The sequence below is a fragment of the Nocardioides sp. NPDC047086 genome, assembly GCF_040643685.1.
In the GTDB taxonomy this organism is placed as follows: domain Bacteria; phylum Actinomycetota; class Actinomycetes; order Propionibacteriales; family Nocardioidaceae; genus Nocardioides.
This window is the reverse complement of record NZ_JBEYUV010000038.1, coordinates 23203-44196: the sequence shown is the minus strand read 5'-3', so window position 1 is coordinate 44196 and position 20994 is coordinate 23203. Positions and strand designations below refer to the sequence as shown.

The 20994-nt window shown below is 69.4% G+C and carries 21 protein-coding genes and 2 tRNA genes; 15 read left to right on the top strand and 8 right to left on the bottom strand.

All coding sequences use genetic code 11. The features are described 5' to 3' along the window. Positions 1-119 precede the first annotated feature (119 nt). Genes ABZ796_RS22875 through ABZ796_RS22865 form a run of 3 tightly spaced genes read left to right on the top strand, consistent with a single transcriptional unit; the run spans position 120 to position 3522 of the window. Complete coding sequence (locus ABZ796_RS22875) at positions 120-467, top strand: hypothetical protein (RefSeq protein WP_357340027.1); 348 nt, start codon at positions 120-122, stop codon at positions 465-467. Continuing rightward, positions 467-2899 carry a hypothetical protein gene (locus ABZ796_RS22870; protein ID WP_357340026.1) on the top strand — a complete coding sequence of 811 codons (2433 nt, stop codon included), beginning with the start codon at positions 467-469 and terminating at the stop codon, positions 2897-2899. Before ABZ796_RS22875 ends, ABZ796_RS22870 begins: the two co-directional genes overlap by 1 nt. Next, a complete protein-coding gene (locus tag ABZ796_RS22865; RefSeq protein ID WP_357340025.1) occupies positions 2896-3522 on the top strand; it encodes a hypothetical protein in 627 nt (208 codons plus the stop codon). The genes ABZ796_RS22870 and ABZ796_RS22865 overlap by 4 nt, the downstream gene beginning before the upstream one ends. 65 nt (positions 3523-3587) lie before the next feature. Here ABZ796_RS22865 and ABZ796_RS22860 read toward each other — a convergent pair whose 3' ends face one another. Both ABZ796_RS22860 and ABZ796_RS22855 read right to left on the bottom strand, forming a co-directional pair. Beyond that, a complete protein-coding gene (locus tag ABZ796_RS22860) occupies positions 3588-4868 on the bottom strand; it encodes an ankyrin repeat domain-containing protein (RefSeq protein ID WP_357340024.1) in 1281 nt (426 codons plus the stop codon). Continuing rightward, the gene (locus ABZ796_RS22855; RefSeq protein ID WP_357340023.1) at positions 4865-5860 is read right to left on the bottom strand and encodes a gluconolaconase; all 996 of its coding nucleotides are present in this window, start codon (positions 5858-5860) and stop codon (positions 4865-4867) included. The genes ABZ796_RS22860 and ABZ796_RS22855 overlap by 4 nt, the downstream gene beginning before the upstream one ends. Before the next feature lie 176 nt (positions 5861-6036). On the opposite strand from ABZ796_RS22855, the gene ABZ796_RS22850 reads away from it, so the two are divergent. Next, positions 6037-7275, top strand: a complete 1239-nt coding sequence (locus ABZ796_RS22850) for a sensor histidine kinase (RefSeq protein WP_357340022.1) — start codon at positions 6037-6039, stop codon at positions 7273-7275. Further along, positions 7268-7903: a response regulator transcription factor gene (locus ABZ796_RS22845; RefSeq protein WP_357340021.1), complete on the top strand. Its 636-nt coding sequence runs from the start codon at positions 7268-7270 to the stop codon at positions 7901-7903. Before ABZ796_RS22850 ends, ABZ796_RS22845 begins: the two co-directional genes overlap by 8 nt. Positions 7904-7928: 25 nt before the next feature. Here ABZ796_RS22845 and ABZ796_RS22840 read toward each other — a convergent pair whose 3' ends face one another. Both ABZ796_RS22840 and ABZ796_RS22835 read right to left on the bottom strand, forming a co-directional pair. After that, on the bottom strand, positions 7929-9176 hold the full coding sequence (locus ABZ796_RS22840) for a serine hydrolase domain-containing protein (RefSeq protein WP_357340019.1): 1248 nt from the start codon (positions 9174-9176) through the stop codon (positions 7929-7931). 96 nt (positions 9177-9272) lie between these two features. Beyond that, a complete protein-coding gene (locus tag ABZ796_RS22835; RefSeq protein ID WP_357340017.1) occupies positions 9273-10223 on the bottom strand; it encodes a metallophosphoesterase in 951 nt (316 codons plus the stop codon). Positions 10224-10334: 111 nt separating this feature from the next. Between ABZ796_RS22835 and ABZ796_RS22830 the strand changes: the two genes are divergently transcribed. Next, a complete protein-coding gene (locus ABZ796_RS22830; RefSeq protein WP_357340015.1) occupies positions 10335-11501 on the top strand; it encodes a Fic family protein in 1167 nt (388 codons plus the stop codon). Between the two features lie 115 nt (positions 11502-11616). On the opposite strand, the gene ABZ796_RS22825 is transcribed toward ABZ796_RS22830, so the two are convergent. Both ABZ796_RS22825 and ABZ796_RS22820 read right to left on the bottom strand, forming a co-directional pair. Then, complete coding sequence (locus ABZ796_RS22825; protein ID WP_357340014.1) at positions 11617-12183, bottom strand: type III effector; 567 nt, start codon at positions 12181-12183, stop codon at positions 11617-11619. 335 nt (positions 12184-12518) lie between these two features. Then, the gene (locus ABZ796_RS22820; RefSeq protein WP_357340013.1) at positions 12519-13064 is read right to left on the bottom strand and encodes a type III effector; all 546 of its coding nucleotides are present in this window, start codon (positions 13062-13064) and stop codon (positions 12519-12521) included. Between the two features lie 326 nt (positions 13065-13390). Here ABZ796_RS22820 and ABZ796_RS22815 point away from each other — a divergent pair, with 326 nt between their 5' ends. After that, positions 13391-14278 (top strand): DMT family transporter, encoded by an 888-nt coding sequence (locus tag ABZ796_RS22815; RefSeq protein ID WP_357340012.1) that lies wholly within the window; start codon positions 13391-13393, stop codon positions 14276-14278. Here ABZ796_RS22815 and ABZ796_RS22810 read toward each other — a convergent pair. Together ABZ796_RS22810 and ABZ796_RS22805 are read right to left on the bottom strand one after the other, a co-directional pair. Further along, on the bottom strand, positions 14275-14526 hold the full coding sequence (locus tag ABZ796_RS22810) for a hypothetical protein (RefSeq protein WP_357340010.1): 252 nt from the start codon (positions 14524-14526) through the stop codon (positions 14275-14277). The two genes, ABZ796_RS22815 and ABZ796_RS22810, sit on opposite strands and share 4 nt — an antisense overlap. 26 nt (positions 14527-14552) lie before the next feature. Next, positions 14553-15737, bottom strand: coding sequence for a glycosyltransferase (locus ABZ796_RS22805; protein WP_357340008.1), 1185 nt, complete (start codon positions 15735-15737; stop codon positions 14553-14555). A gap of 71 nt (positions 15738-15808) precedes the next feature. Here ABZ796_RS22805 and ABZ796_RS22800 point away from each other — a divergent pair, with 71 nt between their 5' ends. The 8 genes from ABZ796_RS22800 to rpmG all read left to right on the top strand — a co-directional run bounded on the left by ABZ796_RS22800 (position 15809) and on the right by rpmG (position 20814). Next, positions 15809-16840 carry a pirin family protein gene (locus tag ABZ796_RS22800; protein WP_357340006.1) on the top strand — a complete coding sequence of 344 codons (1032 nt, stop codon included), beginning with the start codon at positions 15809-15811 and terminating at the stop codon, positions 16838-16840. A 32-nt stretch (positions 16841-16872) separates the two neighbouring features. Then, positions 16873-17808, top strand: coding sequence for an ROK family protein (locus ABZ796_RS22795; protein WP_357340004.1), 936 nt, complete (start codon positions 16873-16875; stop codon positions 17806-17808). Then, on the top strand, positions 17805-18194 hold the full coding sequence (locus tag ABZ796_RS22790; RefSeq protein ID WP_357340003.1) for a CidA/LrgA family protein: 390 nt from the start codon (positions 17805-17807) through the stop codon (positions 18192-18194). Before ABZ796_RS22795 ends, ABZ796_RS22790 begins: the two co-directional genes overlap by 4 nt. Further along, complete coding sequence (locus ABZ796_RS22785) at positions 18191-18868, top strand: LrgB family protein (protein WP_357340002.1); 678 nt, start codon at positions 18191-18193, stop codon at positions 18866-18868. Before ABZ796_RS22790 ends, ABZ796_RS22785 begins: the two co-directional genes overlap by 4 nt. 27 nt (positions 18869-18895) lie before the next feature. Further along, positions 18896-20326, top strand: a complete 1431-nt coding sequence (locus tag ABZ796_RS22780; protein ID WP_357340001.1) for an amidase — start codon at positions 18896-18898, stop codon at positions 20324-20326. 74 nt (positions 20327-20400) lie between these two features. Continuing rightward, positions 20401-20473, top strand: a tRNA-Thr gene (locus ABZ796_RS22775). 50 nt (positions 20474-20523) lie between these two features. Further along, a tRNA-Met gene (locus tag ABZ796_RS22770) sits at positions 20524-20597 on the top strand. A 46-nt stretch (positions 20598-20643) separates the two neighbouring features. Further along, positions 20644-20814, top strand: a complete 171-nt coding sequence (rpmG, locus tag ABZ796_RS22765) for a 50S ribosomal protein L33 (protein WP_091042824.1) — start codon at positions 20644-20646, stop codon at positions 20812-20814. Positions 20815-20994: the final 180 nt, after the last annotated feature.

Below are 20994 nucleotides of genomic sequence, written 5' to 3'. Positions count from 1 at the left end.
AGGCGCCCCCGTCCGAGCGCTCCGCGTCAGTACATCACGTTTGCGAATTGGCATGTTTAGGGCGCCGAAATCGGGGTATGAGTGTGGTGACACCACACGCAGCTCTCGGGGGGCACCACATGAACGTGCAGATCATCAGATCAGAGGTGGAGAGGTCGGCCAGGTCGATCAAGTCGGCTGCTGATCAGGTGGCGAAGATCGATTTCGGTTCGCCATTGGTGAAGATCGCGCGTGCTCTGGCCGGCGGAGTCTCCCCGGGTGCTGCCAACGGGTTCAAGGGTGAGTGGAAGGCTGATCAGGACAGGTGGGTCAGGGCCGCGAACGGCCACCATGCCCGAACCTTGGATGATGCCAATCGGATCGTGGAGACGGATGACACCGTCGCCCACCGGGGCTCGGGACAGGTGAATGCACTCAATCAGGACGGCGCGACTCACCTGCCGAGGCGGATGGGCGGACCGCTCTGATGGCGATCACCTACGAGCAGTTGCAGGGCTGGGAGCCGGGTGAGCTGGATGCCGCCGCTGAGGAGCTGAACGCCTCCGTACGCAAGAAGCTCAACGACCAACAAGACGAGATGGACGCGGGCAAGGTCCCCGGATCGTGGGTCGGAGCCTCTGCCGATGCAGCGTCGCTCCGCCACGACAAGCTGACCGAGGAGCTCAATGACATGGCGGCCCCGGTCGCCGAGGTCATCAACGTCCTCGACCAGGTCGCAACGCAGGTCAAGTCCGCCAAGGCTGCGGCCAAGTCGGCCTATGCGGCTATCACGGCCAAGAGCTACAAGGTCGAGGTCGCGACCAGCGCGACGGTGGCGACCTCCCCGCCGGCCAAGACGGACGAGGACATGTCCGAGGAGGAGGCCGACGCGATCAAGCGCCAAGTCGAGGAGCTCCAACGTGATCTCCTGGACGCCCTGCAGAAGGCCGCGGGTGCTGACGCCGATCTGGCTGAGGTGCTGACCTCGGCCACCAAGAACCAGTTCGACGGCGGCACCGGCTCGATCCAGCAGGCCGGTCTCCCGCCCGATCTGCGCGGTCTCTCGGATGAGGAGATCGCGCAGAAGATGGTGGATGACCCCAAGGCGTACGATGGTTATCTCGGCTCCCTCAGCCCCGAGCAGCAGGCGGTTCTCGGGCAGGCGATCGGCGAACGTGGGAACGACATCCGTAACGACACCGACGGGATCGAGACCGACCAGATCGAAGACTTCACCGTTCTCCTGAAGGCTTACGGTGAGGACCCGGAGGTCTCGACCGGGTTCCTCAACAAGGTCGGACCCAGGGGCCTGCTCGAGCTCAATGCACGCGCGGCGCTCGAGGGTGAGGGTGATGGCGACGAGGCGTACGCAACCGTGATGCGTGACCTCCAGCGAGGTCTTGGTGCGACCCTGGCAGCCGGCACTCACAACATCGGCGCCGCCGACCCAGGAAGCCTGAGCAACGTCTCCCATGACTGGCAGCAAGACCTTCTGAGCGCGGGCGAGAAGGAGATCGAGCTCGGCGACGGCGCCACCATCCGCGGGTTCCAGGCACTTGCCCCGCTGTTGTCCGACGGGAAGGCGTACGACCCGGAGTTCCTCTCCTCGACGGGTGAGGCGATGCTCGACTACGAGCGGAACTGGGACTGGGAAGAGGACCGCAACGGCCCGTGGCGCTCCGGAGGCTTCAACAGCACCGCCCGCCTCGACTACACCGACGGCTGGGGTCCCAAGGACACCCTCGGACGCGACCCGATCACCGGCCTCATGCGCGGCCTGGAGGACAACCCGGAGGCCTCGCGGCAGTTCTTCTCCGACTCGGCCACCGACAAGGACGGCAAAGGCACCAACCTCGACTATCTCCTCTACGAACGCAACGACGAGAACCGCTGGATCCCCGACGGCGAGCACCCCAGCCACAAGTCACCTCTCACCGGTCTCGACAGCCTAGGTGGCGCCCTCGAAGCCGGCACCATCGGCGAAGGCGCCGACGAGCGGTCGGTCAGCATCGTCGAAGACCTCGTCAACAGCAGCTACGAGAACTTCAAGAACGCCGACCCCGGCGACAAGTTCTCGACCACCGACTTCATCCCCAAGGAACTCCGTGAGGACTTCGCCAACATCACGAGCCGATACATGGGGTCGGTGCATAACGAACTGGGGGTCAACCCAGGCGGAGGCGATTCCACAGATGGCTATATCTTCGACGATGCCCGCTTTACCTCAGGCGACCCAGGCGATGCCAGTCGCTCTGCCCGCTTCTGGCTGGCCGAGTTGGCGAAGGACGACGTCGGGAGAGAGCAGTTGCGAGTAGCGTCCAACTCTTGGATGGCCGACCAGCTCACTCGAAGCCTCGACGGTATCCACGACCCTAACGAGGCTCGCGACGAACTCCTGCCAGCGGTCACCGCGAACTACAACGCGCTTGGAGCAATCGACTTCGGCGCGTCCTCGGCTGTAGCAGAGGAGGCACTCTCAGCGGATGAGCGGCACAACGCACGAGTCGATCTTGGCGTAGGAGCCGTCTCCAAGGCCTTGGGCGCGACGCCCGTAGGGGCGAACCCTGCCGGTGGATTCTTGCTCGATCAAGTATTGGGAGACATAGGGAAGAGTCTCCAGCAAGACAGCACGGGGCAGATCAACAGCGAGGTCGGCGACTTGTTCTCGGACAGCGATGTCACAGTCAAGCAGTTGATCCGTGACGCGTACTGGCACAACCTCCCACCGGATGCTTATCCGGATGGTCTGGGCCCCGAGACGAACCTGAGTGACCTCAGCGCCGACCAAGCAGATGTGTACCGAGCCTGGCTGGACGACAGCCCCTGGGGCGAAAAGTTGGCGACAGAGCTTGCTGCCATTTCAACGAGCCACGAAGGAAGCCTGGACCGGGCCCGACAGGAGCTGGAGCACATCAGGTGAGATCTGGAGATCAGAAGAAGGCTCTCGGTTGCCTGCTCAGCGTGCTGGGCGGGGCGCTGCTGACTGGTTGCTCGAGTGAGCCTGAAGATCCTGGCTTCATCAATCAAAGCGAGGTATCCGGCAGTCTCACACCAGTCGGTGGCTTCGAACCGGAGGCCGGTCCACCTTGCGACCTGGAGTCCGCGACGGTGCTGCGAGATCGCAAGGCTACCGATTTCAAGGCTTGGACCCGCGTAGTCGATGGACACGAGGAAGAGGTCGTTGTCGGGATCTGGAGGGTCGAGGAGGCGTCTGCTGACGATGCGTTCGACGAGTTCCAGACACAGATGGGTTCCTGCGAGACATCGTCCGCCGGTCGCGCCGCGCGCATCACTCCCATTGCCACGGATGGTGATCGGTCTGTCGGATTCACGGCGGAGAGCAGCGACCCTGAGGGTTACTCGATTGCGCGAGCATACGCATGGGCGCAGGCACACGAGGGGACTGACGATGGCCTCCGCGGGAGGCCGTTGGATTATGGATACATGGCCACCGTATGGCTCGAGCGCGCGGATGGAAGCTCGGTGTCGAGCGACCTGAAGGAGATCATGAGCGCCCAACTCAGAGAGATCCCAGGGTATTGAGCAACGCGAGTCGAGGCCCCGGCCGGCGGGGGAACCGGTCGGGCCCAGAGCTGGGAGCCCGCGGATCAGCCGCCGTGCTGTTCGATGATGTAGGCGATCTCGGTGAAGCCGCGGTTGCGGGCGTGCTCGAGCGGGGTGACGCCGTCGCGGTCGGCGATGCCCGGGTTGGCACCGTTCTCGAGCAGGCTGGTCACGACGCGCTGCCAGCGCTCGGACCCCTCGCCCAGGATCACGGCCTCGAGGAGCGCAGTCCAGCCGAGGTCGTTGACGTGGTCGAGGTCGATGTCGGTGCGGGCGACCCGCTCGACGTAGTCCGCGTGGCCGCGCTCACTGGCGGGGATGATCGAGAGGCCGCCGTAGCGGTTGCGTACGGTCAGGTCCGGGTCGACGCTGAGCAGCAGCTCGGCCATCGGGACGCTCCCGGTGACCCCGGTGACCAGCCAGGGGGTGTCGTGCTGGCCGTCGAGCGCGTCCGGGTCGGCGCCGAGGTGGACGAGCAGTCGAGCGGTGGAGAGGTGGTCGCTGGTGACCGCGAGCAGCAGCGGCGTACGCCGGTTGCCGTCCCGAGCCTCCAGATCGGCGCCACCGCGGAGCGCTGCCGCGGCCGAGTCCGCATCACCGGAGGACGCCGCTCGCAGCAGCTGAGCGTCACCATCGGCGACCTCGGAAGAGGCCGTACGCAGTGTCGACACGATCGCGTCGAAACCCCGTTCCTCGGCGTGCTCCAGGGCGGTCTTCCCGTCCCGGCCGGCCTCGATCGAGACGTCCACGCCGGCCGCGACGAGCACCCGCACCGTGCCCGCCGCGTCCGCACCGTCGTCACCGAGGACGATCGCCTCGTGCAGCGCGGTCCAGCCCAGGTTGTTGACGTGGTCCAGGTCGATGCCTGCCTGCACCAGCCGCCCGACGATGTCGGCGTGACCGCGCTCTGCGGCGCGGATCAGCGCCGTCCCGTCGTAGGAGTCCTTGGCGTTGATCTCGGCACCATGGCGGAGGGTCAGGTCGAGCAGGTCGACATAGCCCTCGCTCGCGGCGATGAGGTACGCGCTCTGCCGGGTGTCGTCGGCGTAGTTCACGTCGGCGCCCGCCTGGACCAACTCGCGCGCACGGGCGACGTCGTTGTCCCATGCGGCTTTGATCAGCTGCTCGTTCATCCGCTGTTGCTCCTCGGGGTCGGGGGTGTTCTTCGGCGCCTCGGAAGCGGAGGCCGAACCCGAGGGAGAGGTCGTCGGAGACGGTTGGGCGGTCTGCGACGGCGCCGCGGCGCAGCCCGCCAGAAGCACGGCCACCGCCGCGGCGGCCATCGACCACCGCCGCTGTGGCCGCGCTGATGTGGACAGCGTCATCGGGGCATCCGGGCGGTGACGATCTCGTACGGCCCCTGCGCGGTCTGCTCGTCGAAGTGGCTGTCGACCAGCAGCAGCCGGCCGCCGAGCAGCTTGCCGGTGGTGAGGACGCGGTCGGGGTCGGTCGCGCGTGAGGAGACGTGGTCGGCGGAGGTGGCGGACCGGTTGAGCTCGAGGTGCACGATCTGCTTGTCGAAGTTGCGGATCACGACGAGGTCGCGGCCCTGCCGGATCAGGCCGTCGGCGTTGCGCAGGTCGGTGCCGTCGGCGTCGATCGCGCTGACCGCGCCGGTCGCGGTCGAGAAGCGCCACAGCTGCCCGGTGTTGCCCTGGGCGACCACGAAGGCGGAGCGGTCCTGGCTCAGCACGATGCCGCCGAGGTTGAAGCCCTCCTGCCGGGTGATCAGCGAGCTGCCGTCGGCCCACTCGGTGGCCGCCCAGCCGGAGGCACCCTCGGCGACGCGGATGATTGTGGGGTCGTTGGAGTTGGTGAAGTACGCGGCACCGTCCGGCCCGATCGCGACATCGTTCAGGAACGCGTCGTTGTCGGGCACGCGGAGCGCGGTCAGCAGCTCGCCCGAGGGGCTGTAGACCCACAGGTCGGGGCGGTCGTTGCCGGTGCCGTTCGGGCCGCCGGCGATGTAGACGCGGCCCTCGTCGTCGACGGTGATGCCGCGGGCGGTGTAGCGGCCGTCGGTGCCGTCGCCGGCCAGCCACTCCTCGGCCTGGACACGGTCGGCGGAGCCGCGTTGGATCTCGCCCCCGGTGACCTCGCTGACGTAGAACCTCCCGGACTCCCGGTCCACGCCGATGCCCTCGAACTTCGAACCGCCCTGGGCCGACGGGTCACCCTCGAGCAGGTAGCTCGCCGGGCGGCCGTGACCCTCGGCGGCGTTGGCCGCGGTGCCCGTGCCGAGGGTGGTGAAGGACAGGGTCGCCGAGGCGGCGATGCCGGCCAGGCCGGCGAGGGCGGCGATTCGGGACGTACGCATGGTGGTGCTCCTCAGGATGATCGGTCCGGTTGTTCGGGCTGATGCCTCAACCATCGCCGTCGGGGAGGGGTCCGGACATCGGGCGACCGGCGACGTCTGGACAGCCGTTCGGCGACACCCCGGATAGCCGATCGGATGATGCCGGGACGCCGCGACCGGCCTAGCCTGGAACGACCATGTCGACCGAACCCGCGCCAGCTCCAGGGCCCGTCTCGAGCGCCGGTGGGATCCTGGCCGGCCAGACGTTGCTCGACCGCTGGCTCCACATCTCGCTGGTGGTGCTCGTCGTCGCCTCGGTCGCACGCTACCTGCAGGGCCACGGCTTCGGCGACCAGGCCGAGGTGGTGCTGCCCGGCGCCGCCGTCCTCCTGATCGCGTACGCCGCGGGCCGCCGTCTCACCGGCACGGCCGCGGTCATCTGGCTGGCCACGGTGATCGCCTGCTGGACCGTGCTCGCCCTGATCGCCCCGTCGTTCTCGTGGGCGGCGGTGCCGCTGGTCTTCCTGGCGCTGAGGGTGCTGCCGTTCCGCTGGGCCGTGGCCGTCACGGTGTTCCTGGTCGCGGTCGTCGCGGTCGCCTGGAGCCGGATGACCGGCCTGGCCGACCCGACCGTGCTGCTCGGCCCGGTCTGCGTCGCCGTGCTCGCGGTGACCGCCTACCGTGCTCTCGAGCGCGACGCGGTCACCCGGCGCGCGCTCCTCGCCGACCTCGAGGCGGCCCAGGACGAGGTCGCCGACGCCGAGCGTCGCGCCGGTGTCGTGGCCGAGCGCGCGCGGCTGAGCCGGGAGATCCACGACAGCGTGGCCCAGGGCCTGACCAGCATCAACCTGCTGCTCCAGGCGGCCGACCAGGAGTGGGAGTCGCGTCCGGCCGATGCCCGCGACCATGTCGACCAGGCTGCCGCCATGGCCCGCTCCTCGCTCGACGAGGCGCGTCGGGTCGTACGCGACCTCGCGCCCACCGAGCTGACCGGTGGATCGGCGCTGGTCACCGCGGTGCGCCAGGTCGCCGAGGACGTCGCCACCACCACCGGTCTCAGCGTCCCTGTCCACGTCCACGGCGACCCCCACGAGGTCGGCGGACGGGTCGCGACGGCCGTCGTACGCACCCTGCGGGGCGCGCTCGCCAACGTCGCCGAGCACGCCGGCGCGAGCACGGCGGTCGTCTCGCTCACCTTTCATGAGGGCGGCGTCGCCCTGGACGTACGCGACGACGGGGCCGGCTTCGACCCGGCCGACCTGAAGGACGAGCCGGACCGGCTGCGCGGACACGGCCTGGCCGGAATGCGGGCTCGTGCTCTGCTGCTGGGTGGAGACTTGGTCATCGAGAGTGCCCCGGGCGAGGGCACGGTGGTCGCGGCCTCGTTCGCGGCCGGACAGACAGCATCCACTCAGGGGGAGGAACGTCGTGGCTGAGCAGCGCATCCGGGTGGTGCTGGTGGACGACCATCCGGTGGTCCGGGCAGGCGTACGTGCCCTGGTGGACGCCCAGGACGACCTGGACGTGGTCGGCGAGGCGGCCGACTCGGCCCAGGCCGTCGCGGTCGTCGCAGAGACGAGGCCGGACGTGGTGCTGATGGACCTCAGCCTCGGTGACGGACCGGGCGGTGCGGCGACCACCCGACTGGTCCGCGATCTGCCTTCGCCACCGCAGGTGCTGGTGCTGACGACGTACGACACCGAGGCCGACGTCCTCGAGGCCGTCGACGCCGGCGCGGCGGGCTACCTGCTGAAGGACGCGCCGCCCGACGAGCTGTTCCGTGCCATCCGCGGCACCGCACGAGGAGAGACGGTGCTGGCCCCGTCGGTCGCCACCCGGCTGCTGCAGCGCGCCGCCTCGCCGACGCCGAAGGTGAGCCCGCGCGAGGTCGAGATCCTCCGCCTCCTCGCCAAGGGCCTGGGCAACAAGGAGATGGCCCGCGAGCTACTGGTCAGCGAGGCGACGGTCAAGTCCCACCTCTCCCACATCTACACCAAGCTCGGCGTCGACACCCGCGCCGGCGCCGTCGCCACGGCCATCGAGCGACGCATCCTGCGACCCTGACCCCGGCGACGGCGTCCGTCACGTCTCAGCAGGTCGCGAGCAGCATCGGCTCGAGCAGGAGACCCAGGTCGTAGATCGGGTCGGTGCTGTCCCAGTTGCGACCGGTCCAGCCGAGCGTGATCTGCCGGGTGCCGTCCGGTGAGCCCCAGCTGATCGACTGCGCACCCATGTGGGCGCCGTCGTGGCCGTAGAGGTACTTGCCGGGGTTGCACGGGTCGGCGACCCGGTAGATCCCGAACCCGTAGTCCTGGTCGGTGCTGCCCTCGATCGGCGGCAGCATCTTCTCGACCGATGCCGGGCTCACCAGGGCTCCGGTGAGGAGCGACTCGTTGAGGTCGGCCAGGTCCTCGGTCGTGCTGGTCGCGGCACCGGCCGCGTGGAAGATGCTCGGGTGCAGGTCGGTCATCGGCCGCCAGCGACCCTCGTAGTGGCCCGCGTCCTCGAGGAACGGCCCGCGGTTGCGGGCATCGGTGGGGTAGGCGCTCCGACGCATGCCGGCGGGTTCGAGTACTCGGTCGCGGACGAGATCCTCGATCCGCTCCCCGGTCTCCTTCTCGAGCATGACCCCGAGCGCGACGTAGCCGTAGTTGGAGTAGGAGAAGTCGGTGCCGGGCTCGAAGAGCCAGCCGGCGTCGCGCATGTAGGCGAGGTGCTCGGCTTCGGAGTAGTACTGCCCGAGCGCGTCGATCAGCTGGTCCCACGAGGTCGGATCCTCGACACGGTCGAAGAGGATCTCCTCGGGCCCGCGAGGGGCGCCGGAGGTGTGGCTGAGCAGGTGCTGGATCGTGACGCCCTCGGGGAACGTGCCCGGGAGGAGGTCGTTGGCAGGCGTGTCCAGGGTCCAGCCGCCACGCTCGACCTCCTGCATCACCAGGGTCGCGATCAGCGTCTTGGTGTTGCTGGCGATGTGGAACCGGTCGCCGGGCCGGACCGGCTTCTTCTTCCCGACCTCCCGTACGCCACCCGCCCCCGACCACTCCAGCCCGGGAGTCTCGACCCGGGCGGACACGCCCACGGCACCATCGGCGACGAGCGCGTCGACGGCACGGTCGAGGTCGGCGGCGGTGGGAGTCGCCGACCGGGCCCGGAGACCCTTCCGCTCGGCGGCGGCCTGCTCGGCGATCGCGGTCGCCTCCCGGGTCAGCGCGGTCGGGTCCAGCGCTACGCGTGCCGGCTCAGGCTCCGGATCGGCGTACGCCGCCGGTACGGCGGTCAGTGGAAGGAGCACCGCGGCGATCGCTGCGGTGCCCGTGCGGACGATGGTCCGAGACATGGCTGCTCCTGTCGTCGTCGACATTTGGCAGCCATCGTTCCGGGCCTGGGCGTAGGCCCGCATCAGCCTGGAGTCGGAGATCGAGGCCGTTCTCGGTCAGTCTCGGAGCTGACGCCGCAGGGCGCGAGCGGCCTTGCCCTTGCGGGAGAAGAGGTCACGGCGCTCGGCCGGGCTCATCGGGGCGAGCTTCTCGAGGACCGAGGCGGGGAAGCCGGCGACCTCGAGAGCCTCGCCGGTCGGCACGGTGGTGTGGACGACCGGGGCGCCGGGGACGCCGCCGGCGCCCTCGTCGTAGAGGTGGACCAGCGAGATCGCCTGGTGGCCGTCGACGGAGGCGGAGTAGCGGTCGAGGGTCGCGGGCGCGGCGGTGTAGCAGCTCGCGGAGGCGACCGAGACGGGGATGCCGGCGAACGTGGTGCTGGTCGAGTAGTGCAGGTGACCTGCGAGAACGGCGCGTACGTCGGTTCCGGCCAGCACCGGGGCGAGCCGGTCCTGGCCGTCGAGCTCGATGATCACGCTGGCCTCGTTGAGGGGGAGCGGGACCGGCGGGTGATGCATGGCGAGCAGGGTGCCGTGCGGCGCCGGCTCGGCGAGCACCTCGGCCAGCCACTCCAGCTGGGGCTCGGTGATGTCGCCGTGGTGCCAGCCGGGCACGGTGGTGTCCAGGGCGATGATCCGCAGCCCGTCGATGTCGTAGACCCGGTCCTGCGGTTCGTCCGAGGCCTCGCCGAAGAGCACCTCGGAGTAGACCTCGCGCTCGTCGTGGTTGCCCATCACCCAGATGATCTCGGCACCTAGGTCTGCGGCGACCGGCTCGACCTGCTTCCGGAGACGTGCGTAGGCATCGCGCTCACCCAGGTCGGCGAGGTCGCCGGTGAAGACGATCGCCTGCGGCGGGGTCGTCATCCCCCGCAGCCGGTCCAGCGCCCGCTCGAACCCGGGCGCCGGGTCGACCTTGCCGAAGATCCGCCGGTCCCCGGCGTAGAGGTGGGGGTCGGAGAGGTGGGCGATCGTATGACGGGGCGAGGGATACTGGCCGAACTGCACGATGTCCAGCGTAGGACCCACTTGGAGGTTGGCGGGGAACTCTCAAGTCCCGCTTGGAAGTTCCCGTCAACTTCCAACTCAACCAACCTCTGAGTGGTAAGTTGACCGGTCATGGATCCGGAGAGGTACGACGCTCCGCAGTTTGGCAGGGCGACCCGGGAGCCGGGGAACAAGTGGGCCTACTGGTACTACCGGCCCGCCGACATCCCGCGTGACCTGCCCCTCCAGCCGCTCACCGTGAAGGCGCTCTCGGACGCCGACGCCGCGCTGGGGCGGCTCCAGGGGGTGAGCGCGCTGATCCAGGATCCCGAGCTGCTGATCGGGCCCTACCTGACCCAGGAGGCAGTCGCCTCCTCCCGGATCGAGGGCACCCAGACCTCCCTGGAGGAGGTGCTCCAGGACGAGGTCAGCGGCCAGGCGACCAGGAGCGAGGACGTCGCCGAGGTCAAGGCCTACCTCGCCGCGACCCGCCAGGGCTTCGAGCTCATCAGGAGCTGGCCGCTCAGCCAGCGGCTCGTCCTCGAGCTCCACAAGACCCTCCTCACCGGCGTCCGGGGTCAGGAGCGCCATCCGGGTGAGTTCCGGCGCACCCCGGTCTGGGTGGGGTCGCCGACCGACAACCCCACCACCGCCGCGTACGTCCCGCCCCTCCCGTCCGACCTGCCGGAGCTGATCGCCGACTGGGAGGCGTACGTCAACGTCCCTGACCTCAGCCCGACGCTGGTGCGGTGCGCGCTGATGCACTACCAGTTCGAGACGATCCACCCGTTCCTCGACGGCAACGGGCGCATCGGGCGGCTGCTGATCAACCTGATGCTGATGGAGGAGGGGCGGATGACCACACCGCTGCTCTATCTCTCGGGCTACATCGAGGCCCACCGCCAGACCTACTACCAGCGGCTGCAGAGCGTCCGGGAGCGCGGTGAGATGCAGGAGTGGCTGCAGTTCTTCCTTACCGCGGTGCGGCGCTCGGCCGAGGACGCCACGACCAGGTCCGAGCGCCTGGTCGCGCTCCGAGAGAGGTATCTCGACGAGGCCGCCACCTCACGCGCCAACCTGTCCGGGCTGGTCACGCTGCTGTTCGCCAACCCGTACCTGACTGTCAGGCGCGTCCAGGACGCGACCGGCCTGACCAACCAGGGCGCGCGCAACCTGATCCAAGACGCCGAGCGGCGTGGGTGGGTCGAGGCGGCCGGCCGGTCGGGCCGCGGCGGCCGCCACTACTGGATCGCCCGAGCGGTGATGGGCGTGATCGAGGAGCCACTGGCGTACGAGTGATCCTGAGGGAAAACGTGCAGGTGGCCCCAGTCGCGCACATGTGCACGCCCAGGGCCACCTGTGCGACGTTGCCGAGCAGTCGGTAGGGGTGATCACTCGGCCACGGTCAGCTGCCTCAGAAGGAGCCGAGAGGAGCCATCGGGTTCGGAATCGCGCCGACAGGGAGGCCGTCGAGCGCCGCGTTGTCCATCGGGAGCAGGAACGAGACCTGGTCCATCTCGCGGTCGGACAGCTCGGACGGCAGCGCACCGCCCATGATCTTGTCCATCACGATGCTGGGGGCACCGACGTAGGCGCCGGAGACGACCAGGGCGGCACCGTTGCCGACCTGGTGCGCGCCGCCGTCCCAGTTCACCCAGGCCTTCTTCTGCGCCGGGCTCAGCTCGTTGCCGGTGGCGCCCATCAGGATGAGGCCGGGGGCGCCGACCCAGGCACCGCTGGCCATGCGAGCGGCGCCGCCGGTGGCCTGGCCGGCGCCACAGATGAAGCTGGCCCAGGCCTTCCGGCTCGAGGGCGAGAGGTCCGAGGCGCCGGAGGAGTTCTCCGCGATGCACTCGGCCTCGGTGCGGTTGTGGTGAGTGCCCTCGGCCGCCGTGGCGGTGCCGGTGGTCAGTGCGATGGCGACACCCGAGAAGGCGGCGACGGCCGCGGCGCGGCGGAGCAGCCCTGTCATCTTGTTCATTTCGTACCTTTCATCGATCAATTCGAATTGAAACATCACGCACGGACGCGACCCCCGGATCGATAACTGATGCCATCGATACGTTCGCATCCGGGAAGTGATGCTAAGAGAGTCAACGGTTTCCAAGGCAACTCGACACGGCAGTTTCTATGGCAAATAGTGACGAATGAAATGTAATGACGTAATTTCCGACAACCTGCAACGTTCTTGTCTGAACGTGCGTAAATGCGCAGATGGCCCGGTCGTGCGCGAAGGCACGGCCGGGGCCATCTGGGGGCGGCGCCGATCGGATCGTGGTGGGAGCTACGCTCGGTCGGCGGTCGTCGTGTCGACGCTCAGAAGGACCCGAGAGGAGCCATCGGGTTCGGGATCTGGTCGGTGGAGACACCGTCGAGCGCCGGGCTGTCCTGCGGGATGAGGAACGTGACCTGCTCGAGCTCGCTCGGCGACAGGTCGCTCGGGGTCGCCCCGCCCGCGATCTGGTCGAGGATGATGCCGGGGGCACCGACGTAGGCACCGGCGACCATCATGGCGGCGCCCTCACCGATCTTGTGGCCACCCTCGTCCCAGTTCTCCCAGGCCGCGAGCTGCTCCGGGGTCAGGGGCGAGCCGGTGGCGCCGGCGAGGATCAGGCCCGGGGCGCCGACCCAGGCACCGCTGACCATCTGGGCAGCGCCGCCGGTGATGTAGGAACCGCCGAGGATGAAGTCCTCCCAGGCCTTCTGCGAGGAGGGGGAGAGGTCCGACGTCGCGGTGCTGACGGCGGTCGTGGTGTCGTCGACGGGAGCGGCCGTGGCAGCTCCGGTGGTCAGTGCGAAGGCGACACCCGAGAAGGCGGCGACGGCCGCGGCACGGCGGAGCAGCCCTGTCTTCTTGCTCATTTCATACCTTTCGTCGTCAATTCGAATTGAACGCAACGCGGTCTATGGGTCGGAAACACTCGCTTACGACACGTCCACGTGCGCTCCACGACGCTAGGGACACCCAGCGACGGGGTGTCCGTGCGACACGGCATCGCGATTACCAAGTCAAGGTAAACGTTCCATACCGCCTGGTAATACCGTGCCGGGTTGGGTTAATCGCTTCTCGGCGTGGGCCGGGCAGGATCATCCGGACTGAAGAGCTGACCCTCAGGGTTCATCCGCTGATCGCACGATGCTCGCGTGAGCGGCGGGTGGGCTTTCCTCCCGAGGCCTAGCGTCGAAGCATGGATCATGCTGCGGCCGTGAGCCTGGCCACCGGCGCATGCGTCCTGTTCTCGCTCTCCGCGGCTGTTCAGCAGCGCGCGAGCGCGCTCGCGCCCGGTCGCAGCGGCGGGATCTCCGGGGTCGAGCAGCTGATGCTGGCGCTGGTGCGCAATCCGCTGTGGGTGGCCGGTGCGGTGATCAACGCGATCGGCTTCGGGGGGCAGGCGGTCGCGCTCCACCTGGGGTCGGTCTCGGTGGTGCAGTCGGTGATGCCCACGCAGCTGCTGTTCGCGCTCGTCTTCGCCTCGATCGCCGCACGCCACTGGCCGACGCTCACCGACTGGGTCAGCGGGGCCGCGATCTGCGGCGGCGTGATCCTGCTGGTCACCGACGACCATCGCGGTGGCACCTATGCCGACGTCGGCCGGGTCGCGCTCTTCGCCGGGTGCGTGGCAGTCGTGATCTGCGTACTCCTGCTGGTGGCCCACCGGTTCCCACCGCCGGTCGCAGCGGCGACCACGGCGGTCGCGGCCGGGTGCTCGTTCGCGACGACCTCGGTGCTGCTGAAGATCACCGCCGACCGGGCCGCCGCCGACGGCTTCCGCGGGCTGCTCACGCTGCCGGCGTTCTACGGGCTGCTGTGCACCTGCGGCCTCGGCATCGTGCTCACCCAGGCGGCCCTCGCCGCCGGTCCGCTGCCCTGGGCGATGGCGGCGATGACGATCACCAACCCCACCGTCTCGTACGTCGCCGCGGTGGTCGCCTTCGGCGCCTCGGCCCCCACGTTGTGGGTCGCGGTGAGCGCCGGAGCGCTGCTGTTCACCGGGATCGTGGGGCTCGCCCGGTCACGGTCGGCGGGGAGATGGACGCCGGTGCAGCCGGAACGGAGCGGGATCCGAGTCTCCTAGGCCCGGTCCTGCATCGATCGCGGCCACGAGCGCCGCCGGGTCGACCTGGGCTTGAGGTGCTCGGGCAGCGCGCTGATGTAGGGCGCGGCGTGCCGGCAGTCGCTGCAGGTGACGTTGCGGTAGTCGTACGTCGTCGGCGGATCTTCTCCGTAAGCGCTGCACGCCGGGCCGAACGAGTCGGCGAAGTGGGTGGGTTGCTGCAGTGATACCTGGTCGGCTTCAGAGGTGACCTTCGTTGAATCGCTCATGGTGAAATCCCTAACGAGACAACGGCTCATGCGTAACGCCGAGCTCGCCGGGCCGCCTGCCGCTGCCGCGAACGAGCGAGGAGATAGGTCGGCGCGGTCTCCCGCGAGAGGCTCTCGTGGAGCTCCAGCATGTGCTCGATCGTGCGCGACCAGGGGAACTGCTCGGCCCGCTCGCGTGCCGCGTGCCGGGTCTCCACCACCGGTCGCTCGGCGACGTCGATGACCGCGTCGGCCAGCGCCGCCGGATGGGCGGCGGCCCAGGCTCCGCACCTGGCGTCGATGAGCTCGCGGGCGCCGCCGCGGTCGGCGGTCACCACCGGCGTACCGCTGGCGAGGGCTTCCAGGACGGCCAGGCCGAAGGTCTCGCGGGGGCAGACGGAGAGGGCCACGTCGGCCTCGGCCAGCGCCCGGGCGATCCGGTGGCGGTCGGAGACGTGCCCGTGGAAGACGACCGGCGCTCCGGCGGCGAGGGCCTCGATCTCGGCACGGTGCGGCCCGTCGCCGTAGACGTCCATGCGTACGTCGAACCCGCGGCGGTGCAGCTCGACGGCCGTGGCGACGGCGAGGTCGGGGGACTTCTCCCGGGAGAGGCGGCCGACGTGGACGAGCCTCAGGGCGTCGTCGCGGTGGCCGTGAGAGGGCGAGAAGTTGTCCAGGTCGACGCCCAGCGGCACCTGCGCGATCGGGCAGTCCACCGCCGCGGCCAGCGGCTCGAACTCGCGCCGGGCGTAGTCGGAGGTCACCAGCACCTGGTCGAAGGAGCGCACCAGCATCCGGTTGAGCAGTGCCGTCGAGACCTTCGAGGTGGTGTCCATCCCGGTGTAGGTGGGCATGTACTCGTCGAGCCGCTCGTGGGAGAAGAGCACCGTCCCGATGCCCTGGCGCCGCGCCCAGCGGGAGACGGGCAGCATCGTGAACTTGTCGCTGACCTCGAGGCTCGTCGGGTTGAAGCGGGTCAGTACGTCGGAGACCCGCCATGGCTCGATGATCAGCCGGTAGCCGCCGCCCACGCGCGGCGCTCTCAGCTGCACCACCTCGCCGAGGTCGGTCGAGGTGACCGAGTCGTACGGGCCGGGGACGACGAGGAGCCGGTCGTGGCCCGCCTCCAGGTAACCACGGGCGAGGGCCTCCAGAGCCGTCTTCATCCCGCCGGAGGTGGGGCCGACGAAGTTCGCGAGCTGAGCGATGAGCACGGCCACATCGTGTGGCATCGAGGTAGCCCCTCGGCGACCTCGATGTGACGTCGGTATGGCGGGGCAACGTACGAGATATGGTTGAAGATATGACCAACCTGGACGCGCACCCCACCCCCGTCGAGTGCGTCGGCGGAAACGGGGACGAAGGCGTCGAGATCCGGATCATCACCCCGCGAGACGTGCCGCTGGGCGGTCCCCGGGCGATGAACGTACGCCGCACCCTTCCCGCGCGCGCCCGTTCGCTGATCGGCGCGTGGTGCTTCCTGGATCACTACGGTCCCGATGACGTCGTGGTCTCCGGCGGGATGGAGGTGCCGCCCCACCCGCACACCGGGCTGGCGACCGTCTCCTGGCTGTTCACCGGGGAGATCGAGCACCGCGACTCGGTCGGTACGGTGGCGATGGTGCGCCCCGGCGAGGTCAACCTGATGACCGCCGGGCGCGGGATCTCCCACTCGGAGAACTCCACCCCCGAGACCACTGTCCTGCACGGCGCGCAGCTGTGGGTCGCGCTGCCCGACGAGCTCCGCGACGTCGAGCCGGCGTTCCAGAACCACGTCCCCACGCCGATCGAGCGTGACGGGGCGACCGTGCGGGTCTTCATGGGGTCGCTCCTCGGCGTCACCTCGCCGGTGCGGACCCACTCCGAGATCCTCGGTGCCGAGATCCTGCTCGAGCCCGGCACCCGGCTCGAGATCCCGGTCGACGACCGGTTCGAGCACGGCGTACTCGTGGACACCGGCGAGGTGTCGATGACCGGCCTGGGCGCGTCCGGACCGGCCTCGGCCGACGTGGAGAAGGACTCGCTCGCCTACGCCCCTCCGGGCGCCACCACGCTGATCCTGCAGGCCGGTGAGGCCTGGACCCGGCTGCTCCTGCTCGGCGGTCCGCCGTTCGGCGAGTCGATCATCATGTGGTGGAACTTCGTCGGCCGCACCCACGACGAGATCGTCGGCTACCGCCAGGAGTGGCAGGACCAGGTCACCCGCGGTGGCGGCGAGGTGGTCGAGGACTCCCAGGACCTGGCCGAGGGGCGTTTCGGAGTGGTCGAGGGCAACCACCAGCGGCCGATCCCGGCGCCTCCGCTGCCCAACGCGCGCCTCCGCTCGCGGTCTTAGGCGGGGCCGAGGCTCGTGCTTAGACTGCAGTCGTGAGCGACGAATCCTCAGACCCAGGAGTCGTGCTGGCGGTGGCGGTGGGCCGCAGCCGCAGCCAGGCGGCGGTCTTCGACCTCGCCGGGCGCGAGCTGGCCGGTGACACCCGCGACCACGAGGTCGGTATCTCCGCCGAGGTGCTGATGCCCGAGATCGTCGAGCGGATGACCAAGATGGTGACCTCGATCGACCTGCCGGTGCTGGCGATCGGGATGAGTCTTCCGGGCGTGGTCAACCCCGAGCTCGGGATGAGCATCGACACCCCGGCGATGGGCGGCTGGGACGGTGTCCAGCTGGCCCCTTACTTCACCGCGCTGACCGACGCTCCGCTGATCCTCGCCCACGACGCCCACGCGCTGGCGCGCTCGGAGCTGTTCAACTCCGACCATCCCGTACGCAACGCCCTGGTCGTCAAGGCCTCGACCGGTCTCGGCATGGGCATCATCGTCGACGGCAAGGTCGTCACCGGTGCCCTCGGGGCGGCCGGCGAGATCGGCCACACCCGCATCGACGCGGCCGGGGACCGGCCCTGCCGCTGCGGTTCGACCGGCTGCCTGGAGACCGTCGCGTCCGGCTGGGCGCTCGCCCAGCGGCTGACCGACTCCGGCGTCCCCGCCGGTCACGTACGTGACCTGGTGGCAGCCGCGCTCGCCGGCGACGCCGTCGCGCGCGGGCTGCTGCGCGAGGGCGGACGACAGCTCGGCGAGGTCGTGGCGACCGCCGTCAACCTGCTCAACCCGGAGGTCGTCGTCATCGGCGGTGACATGGCCGGTGCCTTCGACCTCTACACCGCCGGGGTGCGCGAGAGCGTCTACGCCCGCTCCAACCCGATCGCCACCCGCGACCTCACCTTCATGGCCCAGCTCCACGGTGACTCCTCGGGTCTGGTGGGCTGCGCCGCGATGGCGATCGAGTCCATCGTCGCGCAGTGATCGTCGGCCTGCTCTGGCTGCTCGGATGCCAGCTGGCCGGAACCGCGATCGTCGAGCTGACCGGGATCCCGCTGCCCGGGCCCGTCGTGGGGATGCTGCTGCTCTTCGTGGTCCTGGTCCTGCGGCGCCGCGACGGCGACGATGACCCGGTCATCCAGGTCGGCGACTACTTCCTCTCCCACCTGCAGCTCTTCTTCATCCCGGCCGGTGTCGGCGTGGTCGCCTACCTCGCGGTCATCCGTGAGGCGGCGGTGCCGATCGTCGTCGCGCTCCTCGGCTCGTGGTTCCTCGGGCTGGCCACCGTCGGCTGGGTGCTCACCCTGTTCCTGCGCCGTCTGCCGGAGGCCGCCGGCAGCGAAGGCGCGCCGGGGGAGGAGATCGAGTGAGCGTCATCCTGTGGCTGTTCGTGACGGTGGCTGCGTACGAGTTCGGGCGGTGGCTGCGCAAGCGCACCCGTTCACCGCTGGCGCAGCCGGTGGCGGTGGCGATCGTGATCGTCGGCTCGCTGCTAGCGATCAGCGGCACGTCCTATGACGACTACGCCGACGCCACCACGCTGATCAGCTTCCTGCTCGGTCCGGCGACCGTGGCGCTGGCGATCCCGCTCTACCACCAGCTCGCCCGGCTGAAGGGGATGGTGGTGCCCGTCCTGGTCGCGCTGACCGCCGGCGCGGTGGTCTCGATGGGCAGCGGCATCCTGCTGGTGCGCTGGTTCGGCGGCGGCGACGTGCTGGAGCGGACGATGGCCACGAAGGCCGTCACCGCTCCGGTGACGATCGCGCTGGCCGAGCGGCTGGGCGGCTACCCGGAGCTGTCGGCGTGCTTCGCGATCGTGATCGGCACCTTCGCCGCGATGGTCGGCCCGCGGGTCCTGACCCTGCTCCGCATCCGCGACCCGCGAGCCCGCGGCATCGCCGTCGGCGCCGTCTCCCACGGCATCGGCACCGCCCGGATGCTGGAGGAGAGCCGTGTCGAGGGGGCCTTCTCCGGGCTGGCGATGGGGCTCACCGCGGTTGTGACATGTCTCCTGGTCCCGTTGGTGGCGTACTTCCTCCACTGAGGCCGCCACCGGCCTACCGTTGGTCACATGGCCCGTGTGCACGCCTTCACCGACGACGTACTCGGCACTCTCGACGCGGTCGGGGTCGCCGAGGCCCTGCGGCGCGGTGACCTCAGCACCGCCGAGGCGGTCGAGGCGGCCATCGCCCGGATCGAGTCGGTCGACCCTGCTCTCGGCGCGATGGCCTACCGGACCTTCGACCGGGCCCGGATCCAGGCGCGCGAGCCCCGGGCGGGGTTCTTCGCGGGTGTCCCCACCCTGATCAAGGACAACACCGACGTCGCCGGTGTGCCCACCAGGAACGGCACGGACTCGTACGCCATGCCGCCGGCGTCGCGCAACGGCGAGATGACCAAGCTGCTCTTCAAGCTCGGCCTGCTCTCGCTCGGCAAGACCCAGCTCTCCGAGTTCGGCTTCTCGGGCACCGCCGAGCACGCGCGACTCGGGGCGGTGCGCAACCCGTGGGACACCGCCCGCGTGGCCGGTGCCTCGTCGGCGGGGTCGGGTGCGCTGGTGGCCGCAGGCGCCGTGCCGATCGCCCACGGCAATGACGGCGGCGGCTCGATCCGGATCCCGGCCGGGGCCTGCGGGCTGGTCGGACTCAAGCCGACCCGCGACCGGATGCCGCAGGACCCGCTCTACGGGCTGCTGCCGCTCAAGATCGTCACCGACGGTGTGCTGACCCGCTCCGTACGCGACACCGCCGCCTTCTTCCGGGAGGCGGAGAGGGCCCACCACACCCCGCTGCCGCCGATCGGGGACGTCACCGGACCCGGGTCCAAACGGCTCCGCTTCGCCGTCTTCACCGGCGCGCTCGGGCGCGAGGCCAGCCCGGAGGTCGCCGAGCTGACGCTGAAGACGGCTGCGGTGCTGGAAGAGCTCGGACACGCCGTCGAGACCGTGCCACCGCCGGTGCCGGGGACCTTCGCCGACGACTTCGTCCTCTACTGGGGGACCCTCGCAGTCGCCCTGGTCAACGCCGGCCCGCTCCGTGGCAAGAGCTGGGACCGGACCCGGCTCGACAACCTCACGATCGGTCTCGCGCAGCACACGATCAAGAACGCCAAGTACGTCCCGGCCGCGATCGTCCGGCTGCGCAAGGCGCAGGCGATCGCGGAGGGGTTCCACGCGGCGTACGACGTCGTCCTGACGCCCACCGTCGCGCACGAGACCCCGGAGATCGGCCGGCTGGCGCCGAGCCAGGCCTACGAGCTGGTCATGAAGAGGCTGATGGACTGGGTCGCGTTCACGCCGTGGCAGAACGTCACCGGTGGCCCGGCGGTGTCGCTGCCGGTGCAGCAGACCCTCACCGGGCTCCCGCAGGGGATGATGTTCGGGGCTGCTCCGGGACGCGAGCGAATGCTGCTCGAGCTGTCCTACGAGCTCGAGGAGGCGATGGGTTTCGCGCCCATCTGGGAGCCCGATCGAGGCGCCGAGGACCCCGCTGACCTGGGATGATGCGGCCGGTGACGCGAAGGGCCTTGTCGATTTGTTGAGCACGGCGCCCCTACCGTAATGTTCTCTTTCGCAACGCCCCTTTAGCTCAGTCGGCAGAGCGTCTCCATGGTAAGGAGAAGGTCTACGGTTCGATTCCGTAAAGGGGCTCTGGAGTTCGGGACCCGCAGTAGGAATACTGCGGGCCTGATTCCTGTTGAGGCGGGGTAGCTCAGGCGGTTAGAGCGCACGACTCATAATCGTGAGGTCGCGGGTTCGATCCCCGCCCCCGCTACCGCCAAAGACCGCACCACCTCGATCAGTACCGTAAGGAAACTCCTGTGGCCAGCAAGAGCAGCGACGTTCGCCCGAAGATCACCCTCGCTTGCACCGAGTGCAAGGAGCGGAACTACATCTCGAAGAAGAACCGTCGGAACGACCCCGACCGCATCGAGCTCAACAAGTACTGCCCGCGTTGCCGCAAGCACACCGCGCACCGCGAGACCCGCTGAAGTTTGGCTTCTTGATAGAGCGCGACGCTGATCGGCGCTCCGAACGCCCCGCCCCCGCCACTGAATTCCAGATGGCCGGGAGGCGGGGCGTTCGTCATTTGCCGAGACGTCACTCCGGTCGGCCGAGTTGGCACCGGTCTGCCAACTCGGCGGACCTACGTGACGCTTCGGCCGACCGGG